We start from the raw sequence: 15,130 nt of genomic DNA, 5'->3' as shown, positions 1-15,130 counted from the left end.
ACTAGTTACCGCTGGGTAAGGGATAGGGTCGCTTTCATGCGTCGCGCGAAAATCGTCTGTACTCTCGGCCCCTCGGCCGAAACCCCGGAGCAGCTGAAGGCCCTGGTCGCCGCCGGCCTCGACATCGGCCGGCTCAACCTGTCGCACGGCTCCTACGCCGAGCACGAGGTCCGCTACTTCAACCTGCGCAAGGCCGCCGACGAGGCGGGCAAGGCGGTCGGCATCCTGGTCGACCTGCAGGGCCCGAAGATCCGTCTCGGCACCTTCGCCGAGGGCCCGATCAAGCTGCAGCGCGGCGACCGCTTCATCATCACCACCGAGGACGTACCCGGCGACCAGAACATCTGCTCCACCACCTACAAGGGCCTGGCGGGCGACTGCAACCCGGGCGACCGGATCCTGATCGACGACGGCCGGGTCGCGCTCGACGTGGTCGAGGTGGACGGCCCCCGGGTGATCTGCACCACCGTCGAGGGCGGCAAGGTCTCCAACAACAAGGGCATCAACCTGCCCGGCGTCGCGGTCTCCGTCCCGGCGCTGTCCGAGAAGGACGTGGCGGACCTGCGCTGGGCGCTCGGCGAGAACGAGGTCGGCCTGCGCGCCGACATGATCGCGCTCTCCTTCGTGCGCAGCGCCAAGGACGTCGACGACGTGCACGCGGTGATGGACGAGTTGGGCGTGCACCTGCCGGTCATCGCCAAGGTCGAGAAGCCGCAGGCGGTGGAGAACCTCGACGAGGTCGTCGACGCCTTCGACGCGATCATGGTGGCCCGCGGCGACCTCGGCGTGGAGATGCCGCTCGAGCAGGTCCCGCTGGTACAGAAGAAGCTGATCACCATGTGCCGGCGCAACGCCAAGCCGGTCATCGTGGCGACCCAGATGCTCGACTCGATGATCAGCGCCTCCCGCCCCACCCGGGCCGAGGCCAGCGACGTGGCCAACGCGATCTTCGACGGCGCCGACGCGGTCATGCTCTCGGCGGAGACCTCGGTCGGCGACTACCCGGTCGAGACCGTGCAGACCATGGCCAAGATCATCTGCGCGGTCGAGGAGCAGGTCCTGGCCAAGGGCCTGCCGCCGTCGATCTCCAAGCCCCGCACCAAGGGCGGCGCGGTCGCCCGCGCGGCCGCGGAGCTGGGCGATTATCTGAGCGCCAGCTATCTGGTCGCGTTCACCAAGAGCGGCGACACCGCGCGCAGGCTCAGCCGCTACCGCTCGCCGATCCCGATCCTGGCCTTCACGCCCGAGCCGATCGTCCGCTCCCAGCTGGCCCTGAGCTGGGGCGTGGAGACCTTCATCGGCGACGAGGTCGGCAGCACCGACGAGATGGTGGTCCAGGTGGACCAGGCCCTGCTCAAGCTCGGCCGCTGCCAGCCCGGCGAACTGATCATCATCACGGCCGGCTCCCCGCCCGGCATTCCGGGCTCCACCAATGCGGTGCGCGTCCACCGCATCGGCGACGCGGTCACCGGCGTGGCCCCCGCCTACCGGCAGACCGACCGGTAAGCCCACGGGCTTCAACGCCGCGGGCCGGTCCGAGTAATTCGGACCGGCCCGTTGTGTTTCCCGGGATTTCGCCGGCTCCCGAGCTCAGACTGTATAAGTGCCCTGGGTGGGACTCGAACCCACACTATACGGTGTTTGAGACCGCTTTCTCTGCCGATTGGAATACCAGGGCGCGAGTCGCAGCATACCGGATGGTGGAGAGCCCCGGCCTCCCGGTTGCCCGTCCACTAAGCTTGGCGGCAGACGAGCAGTGCAGGGTTAAGACGACGAGGGGCAGCCGACATGACCGCCGACGACAAGGGCCAGGCGCGCAAGCGTGTGGTGATCGCCGAGGACGAGGCCCTGATCCGGATGGACCTCGCCGAGATGCTGCAGGAAGAGGGCTACGAGGTCGTCGGGCAGGCCGGCAACGGTGAGGACGCGGTGAAGCTGGCCGCCGAGCACCGGCCCGACCTGGTGATACTCGACGTGAAGATGCCGGTGCTCGACGGGATCTCGGCGGCCGAGCGGATCGGCGCCGAGAAGATCGCGCCGGTGCTGATGCTGACCGCCTTCTCCCAGCGCGAGCTGGTCGAGCGGGCCCGCGACGCCGGGGCGATGGCCTACCTGGTCAAGCCGTTCTCGAAGGCGGACCTGGTGCCGGCGATCGAGATGGCCACCACCCGCTACGAGGAGCTGCGCGCGCTGGAGAACGAGGTCGCCGACCTCGCCGCGCGGTTCGAGACCCGCAAGCTGGTGGACCGCGCGAAGGGCCTGCTGCAGGTGCAGCTCGGGATGACCGAGCCGGAGGCGTTCCGCTGGATTCAGAAGACGTCGATGGACCGGCGGCTGACGATGCGTGAGGTCGCACAGGCGGTCATCGACGGAACCGGTGCGCCGAAGGCTGAGGGCGGCGAGGCCGAGGTGAAGAGCGAGGGTTGAGCCTCGCCGGCGGGTAGGTGCGGCGGCTGTGTCTAGCTGAGCGGCACGGCCGCGCGGCGTAAGAACGCAGGCAGACGAAAGGGCGGACCCGCCTGGTGTCCGCCCTTTCGGTTCGCGAGCTTAGCCGCCCGTCACAGCACCTTGGACAGGAACGAGCGAGTGCGCTCGTGCTGCGGGTTGGCCAGTACCTCGCGCGGATTGCCGCGCTCGACCACGACGCCGCCGTCCATGAACACCAGCGAGTCGCCGACCTCCCGAGCGAAGCCCATCTCGTGGGTGACCACGATCATGGTCATGCCGTCGTCGGCGAGCTGGCGCATGACCGCGAGCACGTCGCCGACAAGCTCAGGGTCCAGCGCCGAGGTCGGCTCGTCGAACAGCATCAGCTTCGGTCGCATCGCCAGCGCCCGCGCGATCGCGACCCGCTGCTGCTGACCGCCGGACAGCTGGTTCGGGTACGCGGTCGCCCGGTCGCCGAGCCCTACCTTCTCCAGCAGTTCGCGGGCGTGCGCCCGCGCGGCGTCCTTCGGCTCGCCCTTGACCCGGATCGGCGCCTCGACGATGTTCTCGATCGCCGTCATGTGCGGGAACAGGTTGAACCGCTGGAACACCATGCCGATCTCGGTGCGCTGCCGGGCCACCTCGCGCTCGTGCAGCTCGTGCAGGCGCGAGCCGCGCTGCTGGTAGCCGACCAGCTCGCCGTCCACGCTCAGCCGCCCGGCGTTGATCTTCTCCAGGTGGTTGATGCACCGCAGGAAGGTCGACTTGCCGGATCCGGACGGGCCGATCAGGCACATCACCTCGCGCGGCATGACCTTGAGCGTGATGCCCTTGAGCACCTCGACGCGGCCGTAGGACTTGTGCACGTCCAGGGCCTCGACCATCGGCGTGACCGGCGTCGTGGTGGCCGTGGTCGCGCGCGTCGCCGAGGCGGGGGCCACGTCAGCGTTCTGCGTCTGTGTCTGCGCCTCGGGCAGGGCGCCGTCCTCGGGAGTGGGCACGGTGGTCACGCGTCACCTCCCCGGGCCGGCGCCGAGGCAGGCACCGCGTGGCGTGGGAAGAAGTTGCGCACGAAGAACTCGCGCAGCTTCTGCGGCGGCGTCGGCGGCAGGTTGCGCACCGAGCCGCGGGCGTAGTGGCGCTCCACGTAGTACTGACCCACCGTCAGGATCGAGGTCATCACCAGATACCAGATCGAGGCGACCACCAGCAGCGGGATGATCTTGTAGTTGGCGTTGTAGATCCGCTGTACCGAGACCAGCAGGTCGAAGCCGGCGACGACGGAGACCAGCGAGGTGTTCTTCAGCATCGAGATGGTCTCGTTGCCGGTGGGCGGGATGATCACCCGCATCGCCTGCGGCAGCACGATCCGCCGCATGATCAGCAGCCTGCGCATGCCGAGCGCGCAGGCCGCCTCCGTCTGGCCCTCGTCCACCGCGATGATGCCCGCGCGCACGATCTCCGACATGTACGCCGCCTCGTTGAGGCCGAGGCCGAGGATCGACGCGGCGAACGGGGTGACCAGGGTGACGGTCGACCAGGTGTGGAAGCCGGGGCCGAACGGGATGCCGACGGAGATGGTCGGGAACAGCGCCGCGATGTTGTACCAGAAGAACAGCTGGACCAGCAGCGGGGTGCCGCGGAAGAACCAGATGTAGACCCAGGCCGCCGAGGAGACGATCGGGTTGTCCGACAGTCGCATCACGGCCAGGATCACGCCGCCGACCACGCCGACGATCATCGCGATGACGGTCAGCCAGAGGGTGGCGGCCACCCCGTGCAGCACCTGGCTGTTGAACAGGTACTGGCCGATGATCCAGCCCTGCCAGCGCACGTTGGTGGCGAGGTTGTTCAGCAACATCGCCAGCAGCACCGCGATGACCGCCGCCGCCACCCACCGGCCGGGGTGGCGCACCGGCACGGCCCGTATGGTCTCGGGCCGTGCTCGCTGCGCCGCCTCGGCGGTCGTGGCTTGTTCGCTCACTTGCTCACTCACGCAGCACTCAGCTCGTGGCGCCGTTGATCACGGGGTTGGTGATCGCGCCGTCCTGGATGCCCCACTTGGTGAGGATCTGGGTGTAGGTCCCGTTGGAGATCAGCACCTTGAGCGCGGCGAGGACCGCGTTGGACATCCCGGTGCCCTTGGGCATCGCGATGCCGTAGGGCGCGGTGCCGTACGGCTGGCCGGAGATGACGAACTTGCCGTCGGACTGCTTCGCCGCGTAGGCCGCCACCGGCGAGTCGGCGAGCACGCCGTCCGCGCGGCCGCTGGAGAGCGCGAGGTTGGCCCCGTTCTGGTCGTCGAAGGACAGGCCCTTGACCGCCGGCTTTCCGGCGCTGGTGCACGTCTTGGTGTCCGCCGGGATGTCCGTGCTCTCCTGCACGGTGCCCTTCTCTACCGCGAGCGTCTTACCGCACAGCGACAGGTCGTTCGGCTTGAGGCCCTCAGGGTTGCCCGCCTTGACCATCAGGGAGCTGCCCGCGGAGAAGTAGGTCACGAAGTCGACCGCGCCCTCGCGCTCCTTGGTGTCCGTGAAGGAGGACATGCCCAGGTCGTACTTGCCCGCGCTGATGCCGGCGAGAATGCTGTCGAAGGTCACGTTCTGCACGGTCACCTTCAGGCCCAGCTCCTGGCCGAGCGCCTGGGCCAGGTCCGCGTCCATGCCGATGATCGTCTTACCGTCGCTGGCGAAGAACTCGTTCGGCGCGTACGAGGCGTCGGCGGCCACGATGAGCGTGCCCTTGGCCTTGACGTCCGCCGGGACCAGCGACTTCGGGTCGGTCCCGGCGCTCGCCGACGCGCTCGACCCCGATCCGGAGCCGGCGGAGGTGGCCGGGTTGCTCGCGCAGCCTGCGGCGAGCAGTGCGGCGGCGGCGAGGATTGCGCCGCCCGCGACGGCGCGGTGCCCGATGAGCTGTGGCATGAAGAGATCCGCTTCCTTCGTTCGTGGCGTAGGGGCTGCTGCGCCGCATGGTTTCACTTGGATATTGCAACCGGAAGAACCGTGTTCATCTTGTTGCCTGAGACGCCGCCTGATCGAGGCGCGCGCGGCGATGTTATCCGTTTCGTGATCTCTCGCGGGCTATGCCGCCTTTGTCGCCGGTTGGTCACCCGCCGTGCCCGGCGCCGCGCCGGCTTCTGCGGGCGCACCCGAACGGCCGTACGCCGACGGGGTGAACCGGGCTCGCGCGCGGCCGCGGGCTCGGCCAAGATCGCAGGTGATCGCCGAATACACCGATCTACGTGCGGCGGGACACGTGGATTTCACATAACGAGACGATCAAGTGTAGAGCAAACCCCTGCCCAGTCAGCAGGCCGCGCACTACTCTCTCCCGCAATCCATGCGGATTCGCCTACGAGGCTTGGTCGGAAGAAGCGGGCGCCACCACGCCCCCGCCTCCGGTGCCCTGCCACTACGAGGGAGAGACGTTTATGCGAAGCACTTCGCTCTACAAGATGAGCGCGGTCATCGCCGTCGGTGCTCTGACCCTGGCCGGATGCGGCTCCCGAGGGGGGAGCCCGTCGAGCGGCAGCAGCACCGGCGGCAGCAGCGGCGGCACGGTGGTGGAGATCGGGGTCGACGCCCCGCTGACCGGCTCGCTGGCCGCGCTGGGTCTGGGCATCCAGAACTCGACCGACCTGGCGCTCAAGACCGCGAACAAGAACAACGAGGTGCCGGGCGTCACCTTCAAGCTGGTGGCCAAGGACGACCAGGCGAACCCGACGATCGGCCAGCAGAACGCCACCGCGCTGGTCGCGGACAGCGCCGTGGTCGGCGTGGTCGGCCCGCTCAACTCCAGCGTCGCGCAGTCGATGCAGCAGGTGTTCGACCAGGCGAACGTCACCGAGGTCTCGCCGGCCAACACCAACCCGTCGCTGACACAGGGCCCGAACTGGCAGACCAGTCCGGTGCGGCCGTACAAGTCATACTTCCGCGTGGTGACCACGGACAAGGTCCAGGGTCCGTTCGCCGCGGACTACGTCTACAGCGACCTGAAGATCACCAAGGTGGCCGTGGTCAACGACGGAAAGACCTACGGCGCCGGCCTGGCCGGGACCTTCAGCCAGGAGTTCAAGAAGCTCGGCGGCACGGTCGTGGTGAACCAGACGGTCTCCGACACCAGCACCGACTTCGCGGCGGTGGTCAGCGCGGTCAAGAGCTCGGGCGCGCAGCTGCTGTACTACGGCGGTGAGTACCCGGTCGCCGGTCCCCTTTCCAAGCAGCTCAAGGGCGGCGGCGTCAACATCCCGCTGATGGGCGGCGACGGTATCCAGGACCCGACCTACATCAAGCTGGCGGGCGCCGCGGCGGCCAACGGTGACTACGCCACCGTGCCCGGCGCGCCGATCTCGACACTGGCCTCCGCGAAGACGTTCATCTCGAACTACAACGCGGCCGGCTACTCGGCTCCGTACGCGGTCTACGGCGGTTACTCCTACGACGCGGCCTGGTCGATCATCGAGGCGGTCAAGGCGGTCGTGGCGGCCAACGGCGGCAAGGTGCCCAGCAGCTCCTCCGACTTCCGGCAGAAGGTCGAGGCGGCCGAGCAGAACGTCTCCTTCGACGGGGTCACCGGCCACGTGTCCTTCGACCAGTTCGGTGACACCGGGAACAAGCAGCTGACCATGTACAAGGTCGAGAACGGCGCCTGGGACAACGGCGTCAAGGTCGGTACGTTCGGCGGCTGACGCTCGGCAGGCTCCACGAGGCATCCGGTCTCAAGCGCGGAGGGCGGCTACCACAGCGCCCTCCGCGCGGCCATGCTTGACCTCGTCAGCGATGCTTCCTTGATTTCGTCCCCGTCCCGATCCGGAAGGACGCCCCGTGACAACCACGGTCTTCCTTCAGCTGGTGACCAACGGCATCGCGCAGGGCGCGATGTACGGACTGATCGCCGTCGGCTACACCATGGTCTACGGCATCATCCAGCTGATTAACTTCGCCCACGGCGAGTTCTTCATGTTCGGCGGCTTCGGCGCGCTGGCGGTCTATCTGTGGATCCCCGCGGTCCAGCACCTGCCGCTGCTCGCCGCGCTGCCCATCATGCTGGTCGGAGGCATGATCGCATCAGTGATCATCGCCGTCCTCGCGGAACGCTTCGCCTACCGGCCACTGCGTAACGCACCGCGTCTGGCTCCGCTGATCACCGCCATCGGCGTGTCGATCCTGCTGCAGCAGCTCGTCTTCCTCTGGTACCCGCAGCCGGGTCATACCGGTGTCACCGCGCCGCTTCAGTTCCCGACCTTCGGCAGCAAGCCGTGGCACCTCGGCGGCGTGGTGATCCAGCGCGCGGACCTGCTGACGGTGATCGTGGCCCTCGCCTGCATGGCCTACCTCGCGTACTTCGTCATGAAGACCCGCACCGGCCGCGCGATGCAAGCCACCGCTCAAGACCCTGACACTGCCCGGCTGATGGGCATCAACACCGATCGCGTCATCGTCGTCGCGTTCGTCCTCGGCGCCGCGTTCGCGGCGGTGGCGGCGATCACCTACGGCCTGCGCTTCGGGCAGGTCTCCTTCGACATGGGCTTCTCTGCCGGACTCAAGGCGTTCACCGCGGCCGTGCTCGGCGGCATCGGCAACATCTACGGCGCGATGGTCGGCGGCCTGGTGCTCGGCATCGCGGAACAGGTGACCACCGGTGTCCTGGCGAGCTACCACGCGACCCAGCAGTGGGGTACCGCGTGGCAGGACGTGTGGGCGTTCCTGCTGCTGATCGTCGTCCTGCTGGTTAGACCGCAAGGTCTGCTCGGCGAACGCGTGGCGGACAGGGCGTGAGCGGCATGACCGAACAAGCACCGCAGTGGGGTGCCGACTCCCAGCCGCCGCAGACCCCGCTCGCCGCGCGCAGGGACGGCACTTCCCCGGTCAGCCCGGCCATCGCTAAGGCCCTCGTCGCGGTGGGTGCCGTCGTCTCGCTGGTCTCGACATTCCTTGCCTGGACCTGGACCTCGTCCTTCCCCGGCGACCTGTCGGTCACCGGCTATCCGGGCGGCAACCAGGTCATCACGCTCGTCGTCAGCGTGCTGCTGATCCTCGCGCTCGGTCCCGTCTACGGCGTGCCTGGCCTGCGTTGGCTCGCGCCGCGCGGCTACGTGCGGCTGCTGCGCGGCCTGGCCCTGGCGAACGCCGTCTCGACCTGGTACGTCCTGCTGGCCATCGCCATCGAGCTCAACGGCCTGGCGAACTGGGTCTCCGGGTCCTGGGTCGCCGCGATCGCCACGCTGTTGCCGGTCGCCGGGTCCTTCCTGCTGCCCGACGACCAGCGCGACGCGCCCCCGGCGCGGTCGATCCCGCTCTGGGCGCAGTCGGCGATCATCCTCGTCGCGATCATCCTCGCGATGTTCATCGCCGACTACGGCATCACCACCGGCTTCACCGAGGAGTTCATCGGCTTCGCGCTGGCGGTCGGATTCGCAGCCTGGGGCTTGAACGCCAGCGGGGTCCTGGCGCGGCTGACCGAGCTGACCGCGCGGAACCGGATCGCGACGTCCGTGGCCGCGTTCGCCGCGGCGCTGCTGTTCGTGTTCCTGCAGACCTCTGACCAGTACAACACCATCGCGGACGACATCCTGATCTTCGCGACGGTCGCTCTCGGCCTGAACATCGTGGTGGGTCTCGCCGGCCTGCTCGACCTCGGATATGTCGCGTTCCTCGGCGTCGGCGCATACAGCGCGGCACTGGTCTCCGGTGCCTTGTCATCGCGGTACGCGCACACGGTGCTGCCGTTCTGGGGCCAGATCCTGATCGGCGTGAGCGTCTCGATCATCGCGGGCGTCATCATCGGCGCCCCGACGCTTCGGCTGCGCGGCGACTACCTGGCGATCGTCACCCTCGGCTTCGGCGAGATCTTCCGGATCGTGGTCAACAACCTCAACGGCCAGTCGGGGCCGGACCTGACCAACGGGCCAGAGGGCGTCTACGGCGTGCCGGACCTGAAGCTGTTCGGCTACGACTTCGGCAAGAATCACCAGCTCTTCGGGGTGACCTTCGGCAAGTTCGGCAACTACTACCTGCTGCTGCTGGTCGCGATGGCGATCGTGGTGTTCATCTTCGCGCGGGTCAACGACTCGCGCATCGGCCGCGCCTGGGTCGCGATCCGCGAGGACGAGACGGCGGCCGGCGCGATGGGCATCCACGGCTACCGTTTCAAGCTGCTGGCCTTCGGCCTCGGCGCCGCGCTGGCCGGGTTCGCGGGCACCATCAACGCGCACCTGCTCAACACGGTGACTCCGGACCAGTACCTGTTCTCCGCGTCCGCCCCGCCGAACTCCGCGTTCCTGCTCGCGGCCGTCGTGCTCGGCGGCATGGGCACGATCAGCGGTCCGCTGCTCGGCGCGGCGCTGCTCTACCTGGTGCCGGCCAAGTTCCAGTTCTTCCAGAACAAGCAGCTGCTGCTGTTCGGCCTCGCGCTGATCCTGATGATGCGCTTCCGGCCGGAGGGCCTGGTGCCCAACAAGCGCAGGCAGCTGGAGTTCCACGCGGAGGAGGTCGCCGAGGCGGAGGCCCATGAGGTCGTCGCATCCGAGGCGCCGGAAGCGGAGGCCGTGGCATGACCACCCTGACGACCACCGAGCCGGCCGACCGAGTCGGCACCGCGGTGCTCGAAGCGCGCGGCGTGACCATGCGGTTCGGCGGGCTGACCGCCGTCGACGGCGTGGACCTGACCGTCGGCGACCGGGAGATCGTCGGTCTGATCGGTCCGAACGGCGCCGGCAAGACCACCTTCTTCAACTGCCTGACCGGTCTCTACGTGCCCACCTCTGGCGAGGTGCGGTACAAGGGCGCGGTGCTGCCCGCCAAGCCCTACCGGGTGACCCAGGCGGGCATCGCGCGCACCTTCCAGAACATCCGGCTGTTCGCGAACATGACCGTGCTCGAGAACGTCATGGTCGGCCGGCACTGCCGCACCAAGGAGGGGCTGTTCTCGGCGATCGGGCGCGGCCCGCGCTACCGGTCGGCCGAGCGCGAGTCCCGGGACAACGCCCGCGAGCTGCTGGACTTCCTCGGCATCGGCAGGCACGCGAACTCGCTGGCCCGCAACCTGCCCTACGGCGACCAGCGCAAGCTGGAGATCGCCCGGGCGATGGCCAGCGACCCGGGCCTGATCCTGCTCGACGAGCCGACCGCGGGCATGAACCCGCAGGAGACCAGGGCCACCCAGGAAGTCGTGTTCAAGATCCGCGAGCGCGGCCTGGCCGTGGTGGTGATCGAGCACGACATGCGGTTCATCTTCGGCCTCTGCGACCGGGTCGCGGTGCTGGTGCAGGGCCGCAAGCTGGTCGAGGGCACGCCCGAGGTGGTCCGCGCGGACGAGCGGGTCATCGCGGCGTACCTCGGCACGCCGTACGAGGATGACGCCGCGGACCGCGGCGCGGCCGGCGACGGCGACGGCGCCACGGTGCGCGCGGCCGGCGAGGACGAAGGGACGGCCTCCTGATGGCCCTGTTGGAGGTCCACGACCTGCACGTCGCCTACGGCAAGATCGAGGCCGTCAAGGGCATCAGCTTCTCCGTGGAGCAGGGCCAGGTCGTCACCCTGATCGGCACGAACGGCGCCGGCAAGACCACGACCCTGCGCACCATCTCCGGGCTGCTGCGGCCCTCGGCGGGCTCGATCACCTTCGAGGGCAAGCCGATCCAGAACACCCCGGCGCACCAGATCGTCGAGCTCGGGCTCGCCCACTCCCCGGAGGGGCGGCACATCTTCCCGCGCATGACCATCGAGGAGAACCTGCTGCTCGGTGCGTACCTGCGCAAGGACGCGCCGGGCATCGCGGACGACGTGTCCAGGGCGTACACGATGTTCCCGATCCTCGGCGAGCGGCGGTCCCAGGCCGCGGGCACGCTCTCCGGCGGCGAGCAGCAGATGCTCGCCATGGCCAGGGCGCTGATGTGCAAGCCGCGGCTGCTCATGCTCGACGAGCCGTCCATGGGCCTCTCGCCGATCATGATGAAGCAGATCATGGACACCATCGCGGAGCTCAAGTCCGCCGGCACGACCATCCTGCTGGTCGAGCAGAACGCGCAGGCCGCGCTCTCGCTCGCGGACGAGGGGCACGTGCTGGAGGTCGGCCGCATCGCGCTGTCCGGCCGCGGCTCGGAACTGCTGCATGACGAGCAGGTGCGCAAGACGTACCTCGGCGAGGAATAGCCCGCGCCGTCGCCAGGCCCCGCGCCGAGCGGTCAGGACCCTGCCACGACCACACCGATCGTGTGCGGGGCCTGACTGCTCGCGCGGCCGGGGCACACCTGCCGCAGCAAGTCGGCCAGGTCGAGGGAGTACCGCTCACCGAGGATGGTGAACCGGTCGATGACGCCGGCCGGGCCGTCCGCGACCACGTCCACGAAGCCCATCGACTCGCCGATGGGGACCGTGGCGCAGTTCGTCACGGTGAGCTCCAGCCGCACGTTCGCGCCTGCCGGGGGCAGCGGCGCGACAGACGGCGGCGGGTCGGCGCGTGCCGTCACGCCGTTCTCGCTCACGTAGTAGGCGATGATCCGCACGCTCGCGCCCCGCACCGGCGTGACGCGCAGATTGACGTCGATCCTGCGCTGCGGCACGGAGACGATGTACGCGTCGCGGTATGCGACGGTGACGCTGAAGGCGGCGTAGTCCGGCGGCGGGGCGATCGTCGCGAGGTGGAGCGGGACGTTCGGGGCGGGCGCCGTCGTGCCATGCGTCGCCCATAGCGCCGCGCCGAGCACCGCGACGGCGAGTGTGGTCATCGCGGCCGGACGCAGGTCACGAGAGCGGCCGGCGGGGGAGAGGGGCGTTGCTGGGCTGTTGTCGTCCTCGAACTCGATCTCCAGTGCGCCCTGCGCGTCCTCGTCGTGTGCCTGTATGCGGTCGCGGTCGTGACCGTACGGCTCGATGTCATCCACCGCGATCTCATAGCCGGACCCGGTTTCCGCCCCGGATCGAGCGCTTCGCTCACCGCCGCGGTTCGTCCGGCCGAAGCCGCGCGGTTCCGCCGTCTGACCGCCAGCCTTGCGCCTCATGCAGTCCAGTGTCCGATGTAAGCGGCTGCTGTGGAACGCCCCTTGACAGAGTTCCGCTCCGCCGCGAAGCTAAGCGAGCGAGTTAGGAAAGTTATCTAACTTGAGTCTTGGACGGCCCGGCGTGCGGCGCGATTCCGGGCGCATACCCTCAAGGAGCGAGCAGATGGCTTCGCGCACCATGGCGTATCTCGCGCAGCACCGGTTCATCGCGGCGACGACCGCGGTAACCGCAGCTGCCGGATGCATGATCGGCCTCGCGGCGACCGGCGCACAAGCCGCTACACCCACGCACGCCTTCCCCACACACGTCACCTACAAGGTCGGCGTCACGCCGTCGGCGTCTCAGTCCACGAAGGACGCCAAGGTCGAGGCCGCGTACAACGCTTGGAAGTCGACCTACCTGGTACACGGCTGCGCCTCGAACGAGTACTACGTGTCGACCAAGGGCGACGGCGACGCGCCTAACAACGGCCCGGTCTCCGAAGGCCAGGGCTACGGCATGAACATCGTGCCGCTGATGGCCGGGTACGACGCCAACGCGCAGACCGAGTTCAACGGCCTGTGGCAGCTGGTCAAGGACCACGAGGATCAGTACGGCCTGATGCAGTGGCAGCTGGACGGCAAGACCTGCAAGTACGCCGACAGCGGCACGCCCGACGCCGCCACCGACGGCGACCTCGACGTCGGCTACGGCCTGATCCTCGCGGACAAGCAGTGGGGCGGCTACACCTCGGCCGCGAAGACCTGGCTGGCCAACATCTACGCGCACGACGTGACCTCCGACGGCCACCTCAAGTGCGAGGACGACGGCCCGAGCACCGACACCCGGCCCAGCGACATGATGCTCGATCACCTGCGCGCGTTCGCCGCGTACGACACCGCGCACGACTGGGCGAAGGTGGTCTCGCGCACCGAGGCGATCGTCTCCGAGTTCACCGCGTCGTACTCGCCGACCTACGGCCTGCTCTCCGACTTCGTGGTCAACGCGAACACCACCAGCCCGAAGCCCGCGCCCGCCAACTACCAGGAGGACCAGCCGGACAACATCGTCGGCTACAACTCCATCCGGGTCCCGTGGCACATGGGTACCGACGCGCTGCTCTATGGCGCGTCGACGGCGTCAGTGGCCTACAACGACGCCAAGAAGTGGTCGGCCTGCGCGAAGAAGGTCTCCGGCGGCAACCCGCAGAACGTGTACCCGCACATCAAACTCGGCTGCACGGCCTATTCGACGAGCGACCAGGCGGAGGAGGCCGGCGACTCGGTGGGTCCGGCCGCGATGGCGGCGGGGGACCAGGCCTGGACCGACACGCTGTGGAACTACCTGGCCACCAACCCGTTCGGCGACGGGTACTACGGCCAGACCATCAAGATGCTCGTGTACATCGTGATGGCGGGCGACTACTGGAACCCGGTCGCCTAACGTACAGGTCCCCTCAAAAGGGGCAATTACCTGACGCCTCGTCAGTTGTCCCACAGCATCGCGCAATACGCTGCCCGGCCGCTCCGCCAGTGGTCGGGCAGCAGCGCGTTCGCCGGGAGCGGAACATCCGCCGAGGTCACGTTGCCCTGGACGCTGCGCACGGTCATGTGCAGCACGCCCGGCTGCGCGTCCGGCTTGGTCGAAGCGGCGCTGTCCGGCGTGCCCGCGGAGCAGTCGTAGGCGCCGGAGAGCGTGACCTCCAGCTGCTGGGTGCGGTTGAGGCTCACCGGGCTTCCGATGTAGCTCAAACTCAGATCGGACTGGCGCGCCTCGAGCTGAGTGACCGTCACGGCGCCGTTGCCCGTGTCCGCGAGATCGATGAGCAAGTTGAGGCTCTGGTCGTCCGCGCTCGGTGAGTAGGCCGCGTCCAAGACCGTGACCGTTGCTCGCGCCGCCTGACGCTGCGCCGCCTGCGCGACCAGCGCGTTGCTGACGGTCCCGGTCAGGCCGGCCAGCACGACGGCGCCGACGGCGAGCTTGCGGTAACGAGGCGGCAGCGCGGCCAAAGTCCAAGCCCGGCGTGGCGGTCTCCACACCCTCGCGCGGCCGGGCGCGAGGCTGCCGATGACCTCGCGCTCGCTGACGAGTTTCGCCTCGCCGGGCTCGTTCGCCGCCTCGTCGTCCTCGAATTCGATATATAGCTTCGGTGCTGATCCGTTATGCTCTCGTGATACTCTCACGGTCACAGCATGCGACAGCCGGGGAGTTAACGCCAGTAGCGTCCCGAATCGTCGCTAAGGTAACGGAAATCACGGTTTGCGAATGAGGCAGCTGAGCCGGGCCGTGCAGATCCGGCGCCCGTCCTCGTCCGTGATCACGATCTCGTAGGTGGCCATCGAGCGGCCCAGGAACAACGGCGTCGCCGTGCCGGTCACGGTGCCGGAGCGGGCGGAGCGGTGGTGCGTCGCGTTGATCTCCACGCCGACCACCATCGAACCGGGGCCCGCGTGCACCGCGGCTCCCACGGAACCCATCGTCTCGGCCAGCGCCGCCGAGGCCCCGCCGTGCAGCAGCCCGGCCGGCTGGGTGTTGCCCTCGACCGGCATCGTCGCCACGAGCCGCTGCGCGGAGATCTCGGTGAAGCGGATGCCCAGCTTCTCGCCCAGCGTTCCACCGGTGGCGTATACATCCTGTACCAGGTCCTGGAACGCTTCGTATTCAGGCAGTCGCGCCTCGCCCATGTGCCGGGTCATCCTTTCCGCGTCGTGGGCCCGTTG

The 15,130-nt window shown here is 68.6% G+C and carries 14 protein-coding genes and 1 tRNA gene; 8 read left to right on the top strand and 7 right to left on the bottom strand.

The window, feature by feature from the left end; genetic code table 11:
- Positions 1-36: 36 nt before the first annotated feature.
- Positions 37-1,506 (top strand): pyruvate kinase, encoded by a 1,470-nt coding sequence (pyk, locus tag VFA06_RS00990; RefSeq protein WP_324838407.1) that lies wholly within the window; start codon positions 37-39, stop codon positions 1,504-1,506.
- Positions 1,507-1,604: 98 nt separating this feature from the next.
- Here pyk and VFA06_RS00985 read toward each other — a convergent pair.
- Positions 1,605-1,678 (bottom strand) — tRNA-Leu (locus VFA06_RS00985).
- A gap of 110 nt (positions 1,679-1,788) precedes the next feature.
- On the opposite strand from VFA06_RS00985, the gene VFA06_RS00980 reads away from it, so the two are divergent.
- Positions 1,789-2,427, top strand: a complete 639-nt coding sequence (locus VFA06_RS00980; RefSeq protein WP_324838406.1) for an ANTAR domain-containing response regulator — start codon at positions 1,789-1,791, stop codon at positions 2,425-2,427.
- Positions 2,428-2,558: 131 nt separating this feature from the next.
- Here VFA06_RS00980 and VFA06_RS00975 read toward each other — a convergent pair whose 3' ends face one another.
- The 3 genes from VFA06_RS00975 to VFA06_RS00965 form a co-directional block, all read right to left on the bottom strand.
- On the bottom strand, positions 2,559-3,311 hold the full coding sequence (locus VFA06_RS00975; RefSeq protein ID WP_324838425.1) for an amino acid ABC transporter ATP-binding protein: 753 nt from the start codon (positions 3,309-3,311) through the stop codon (positions 2,559-2,561).
- A gap of 122 nt (positions 3,312-3,433) precedes the next feature.
- Positions 3,434-4,423 carry an amino acid ABC transporter permease gene (locus VFA06_RS00970; protein WP_324838405.1) on the bottom strand — a complete coding sequence of 330 codons (990 nt, stop codon included), beginning with the start codon at positions 4,421-4,423 and terminating at the stop codon, positions 3,434-3,436.
- A gap of 7 nt (positions 4,424-4,430) precedes the next feature.
- On the bottom strand, positions 4,431-5,351 hold the full coding sequence (locus VFA06_RS00965; protein ID WP_324838404.1) for an ABC transporter substrate-binding protein: 921 nt from the start codon (positions 5,349-5,351) through the stop codon (positions 4,431-4,433).
- A gap of 509 nt (positions 5,352-5,860) precedes the next feature.
- Here VFA06_RS00965 and VFA06_RS00960 point away from each other — a divergent pair.
- From VFA06_RS00960 to VFA06_RS00940, 5 genes are all read left to right on the top strand, one after another.
- A complete protein-coding gene (locus tag VFA06_RS00960; protein WP_324838403.1) occupies positions 5,861-7,117 on the top strand; it encodes a branched-chain amino acid ABC transporter substrate-binding protein in 1,257 nt (418 codons plus the stop codon).
- A gap of 136 nt (positions 7,118-7,253) precedes the next feature.
- The gene (locus VFA06_RS00955; protein WP_324838402.1) at positions 7,254-8,207 is read left to right on the top strand and encodes a branched-chain amino acid ABC transporter permease; all 954 of its coding nucleotides are present in this window, start codon (positions 7,254-7,256) and stop codon (positions 8,205-8,207) included.
- 5 nt (positions 8,208-8,212) lie between these two features.
- Positions 8,213-9,985 carry a branched-chain amino acid ABC transporter permease gene (locus tag VFA06_RS00950; RefSeq protein WP_324838401.1) on the top strand — a complete coding sequence of 591 codons (1,773 nt, stop codon included), beginning with the start codon at positions 8,213-8,215 and terminating at the stop codon, positions 9,983-9,985.
- Complete coding sequence (locus VFA06_RS00945; RefSeq protein ID WP_324838400.1) at positions 9,982-10,869, top strand: ABC transporter ATP-binding protein; 888 nt, start codon at positions 9,982-9,984, stop codon at positions 10,867-10,869. The genes VFA06_RS00950 and VFA06_RS00945 overlap by 4 nt, the downstream gene beginning before the upstream one ends.
- On the top strand, positions 10,866-11,582 hold the full coding sequence (locus tag VFA06_RS00940) for an ABC transporter ATP-binding protein (protein ID WP_324838424.1): 717 nt from the start codon (positions 10,866-10,868) through the stop codon (positions 11,580-11,582). Before VFA06_RS00945 ends, VFA06_RS00940 begins: the two co-directional genes overlap by 4 nt.
- A 32-nt stretch (positions 11,583-11,614) precedes the next feature.
- Here the strand turns inward: VFA06_RS00940 and VFA06_RS00935 are convergent, their stop codons facing one another.
- Positions 11,615-12,313, bottom strand: coding sequence for a hypothetical protein (locus VFA06_RS00935; protein WP_324838399.1), 699 nt, complete (start codon positions 12,311-12,313; stop codon positions 11,615-11,617).
- A 280-nt stretch (positions 12,314-12,593) separates the two neighbouring features.
- On the opposite strand from VFA06_RS00935, the gene VFA06_RS00930 reads away from it, so the two are divergent.
- Positions 12,594-13,853 carry a glycosyl hydrolase family 8 gene (locus VFA06_RS00930; protein WP_324838398.1) on the top strand — a complete coding sequence of 420 codons (1,260 nt, stop codon included), beginning with the start codon at positions 12,594-12,596 and terminating at the stop codon, positions 13,851-13,853.
- A 41-nt stretch (positions 13,854-13,894) separates the two neighbouring features.
- Here VFA06_RS00930 and VFA06_RS00925 read toward each other — a convergent pair whose 3' ends face one another.
- On the bottom strand, positions 13,895-14,593 hold the full coding sequence (locus tag VFA06_RS00925; protein ID WP_324838397.1) for a hypothetical protein: 699 nt from the start codon (positions 14,591-14,593) through the stop codon (positions 13,895-13,897).
- Positions 14,594-14,662: 69 nt separating this feature from the next.
- Positions 14,663-15,094 carry a hotdog fold thioesterase gene (locus tag VFA06_RS00920; RefSeq protein WP_324838396.1) on the bottom strand — a complete coding sequence of 144 codons (432 nt, stop codon included), beginning with the start codon at positions 15,092-15,094 and terminating at the stop codon, positions 14,663-14,665.
- Positions 15,095-15,130 lie beyond the last annotated feature (36 nt).

Source organism: Actinocrinis sp., from assembly GCF_035653575.1.
GTDB lineage: Bacteria > Actinomycetota > Actinomycetes > Streptomycetales > Catenulisporaceae > Actinocrinis.
This window is presented reverse-complemented; position numbering and strand designations above follow the sequence as displayed.

Bases quoted from the DNA above. Each gene is read 5' to 3' on its own strand.
- pyk (WP_324838407.1), top strand. From the start codon at position 37: ATGCGTCGCGCGAAAATCGTCTGTACTCTCGGCCCCTCGGCCGAAACC.
- VFA06_RS00980 (WP_324838406.1), top strand. From the start codon at position 1,789: ATGACCGCCGACGACAAGGGCCAGGCGCGCAAGCGTGTGGTGATCGCC.
- VFA06_RS00975 (WP_324838425.1), bottom strand. From the start codon at position 3,311: ATGGTCGAGGCCCTGGACGTGCACAAGTCCTACGGCCGCGTCGAGGTG.
- VFA06_RS00965 (WP_324838404.1), bottom strand. From the start codon at position 5,351: ATGCCACAGCTCATCGGGCACCGCGCCGTCGCGGGCGGCGCAATCCTC.
- VFA06_RS00960 (WP_324838403.1), top strand. From the start codon at position 5,861: ATGCGAAGCACTTCGCTCTACAAGATGAGCGCGGTCATCGCCGTCGGT.
- VFA06_RS00950 (WP_324838401.1), top strand. From the start codon at position 8,213: ATGACCGAACAAGCACCGCAGTGGGGTGCCGACTCCCAGCCGCCGCAG.
- VFA06_RS00945 (WP_324838400.1), top strand. From the start codon at position 9,982: ATGACCACCCTGACGACCACCGAGCCGGCCGACCGAGTCGGCACCGCG.
- VFA06_RS00930 (WP_324838398.1), top strand. From the start codon at position 12,594: ATGGCTTCGCGCACCATGGCGTATCTCGCGCAGCACCGGTTCATCGCG.
- VFA06_RS00920 (WP_324838396.1), bottom strand. From the start codon at position 15,094: ATGGGCGAGGCGCGACTGCCTGAATACGAAGCGTTCCAGGACCTGGTA.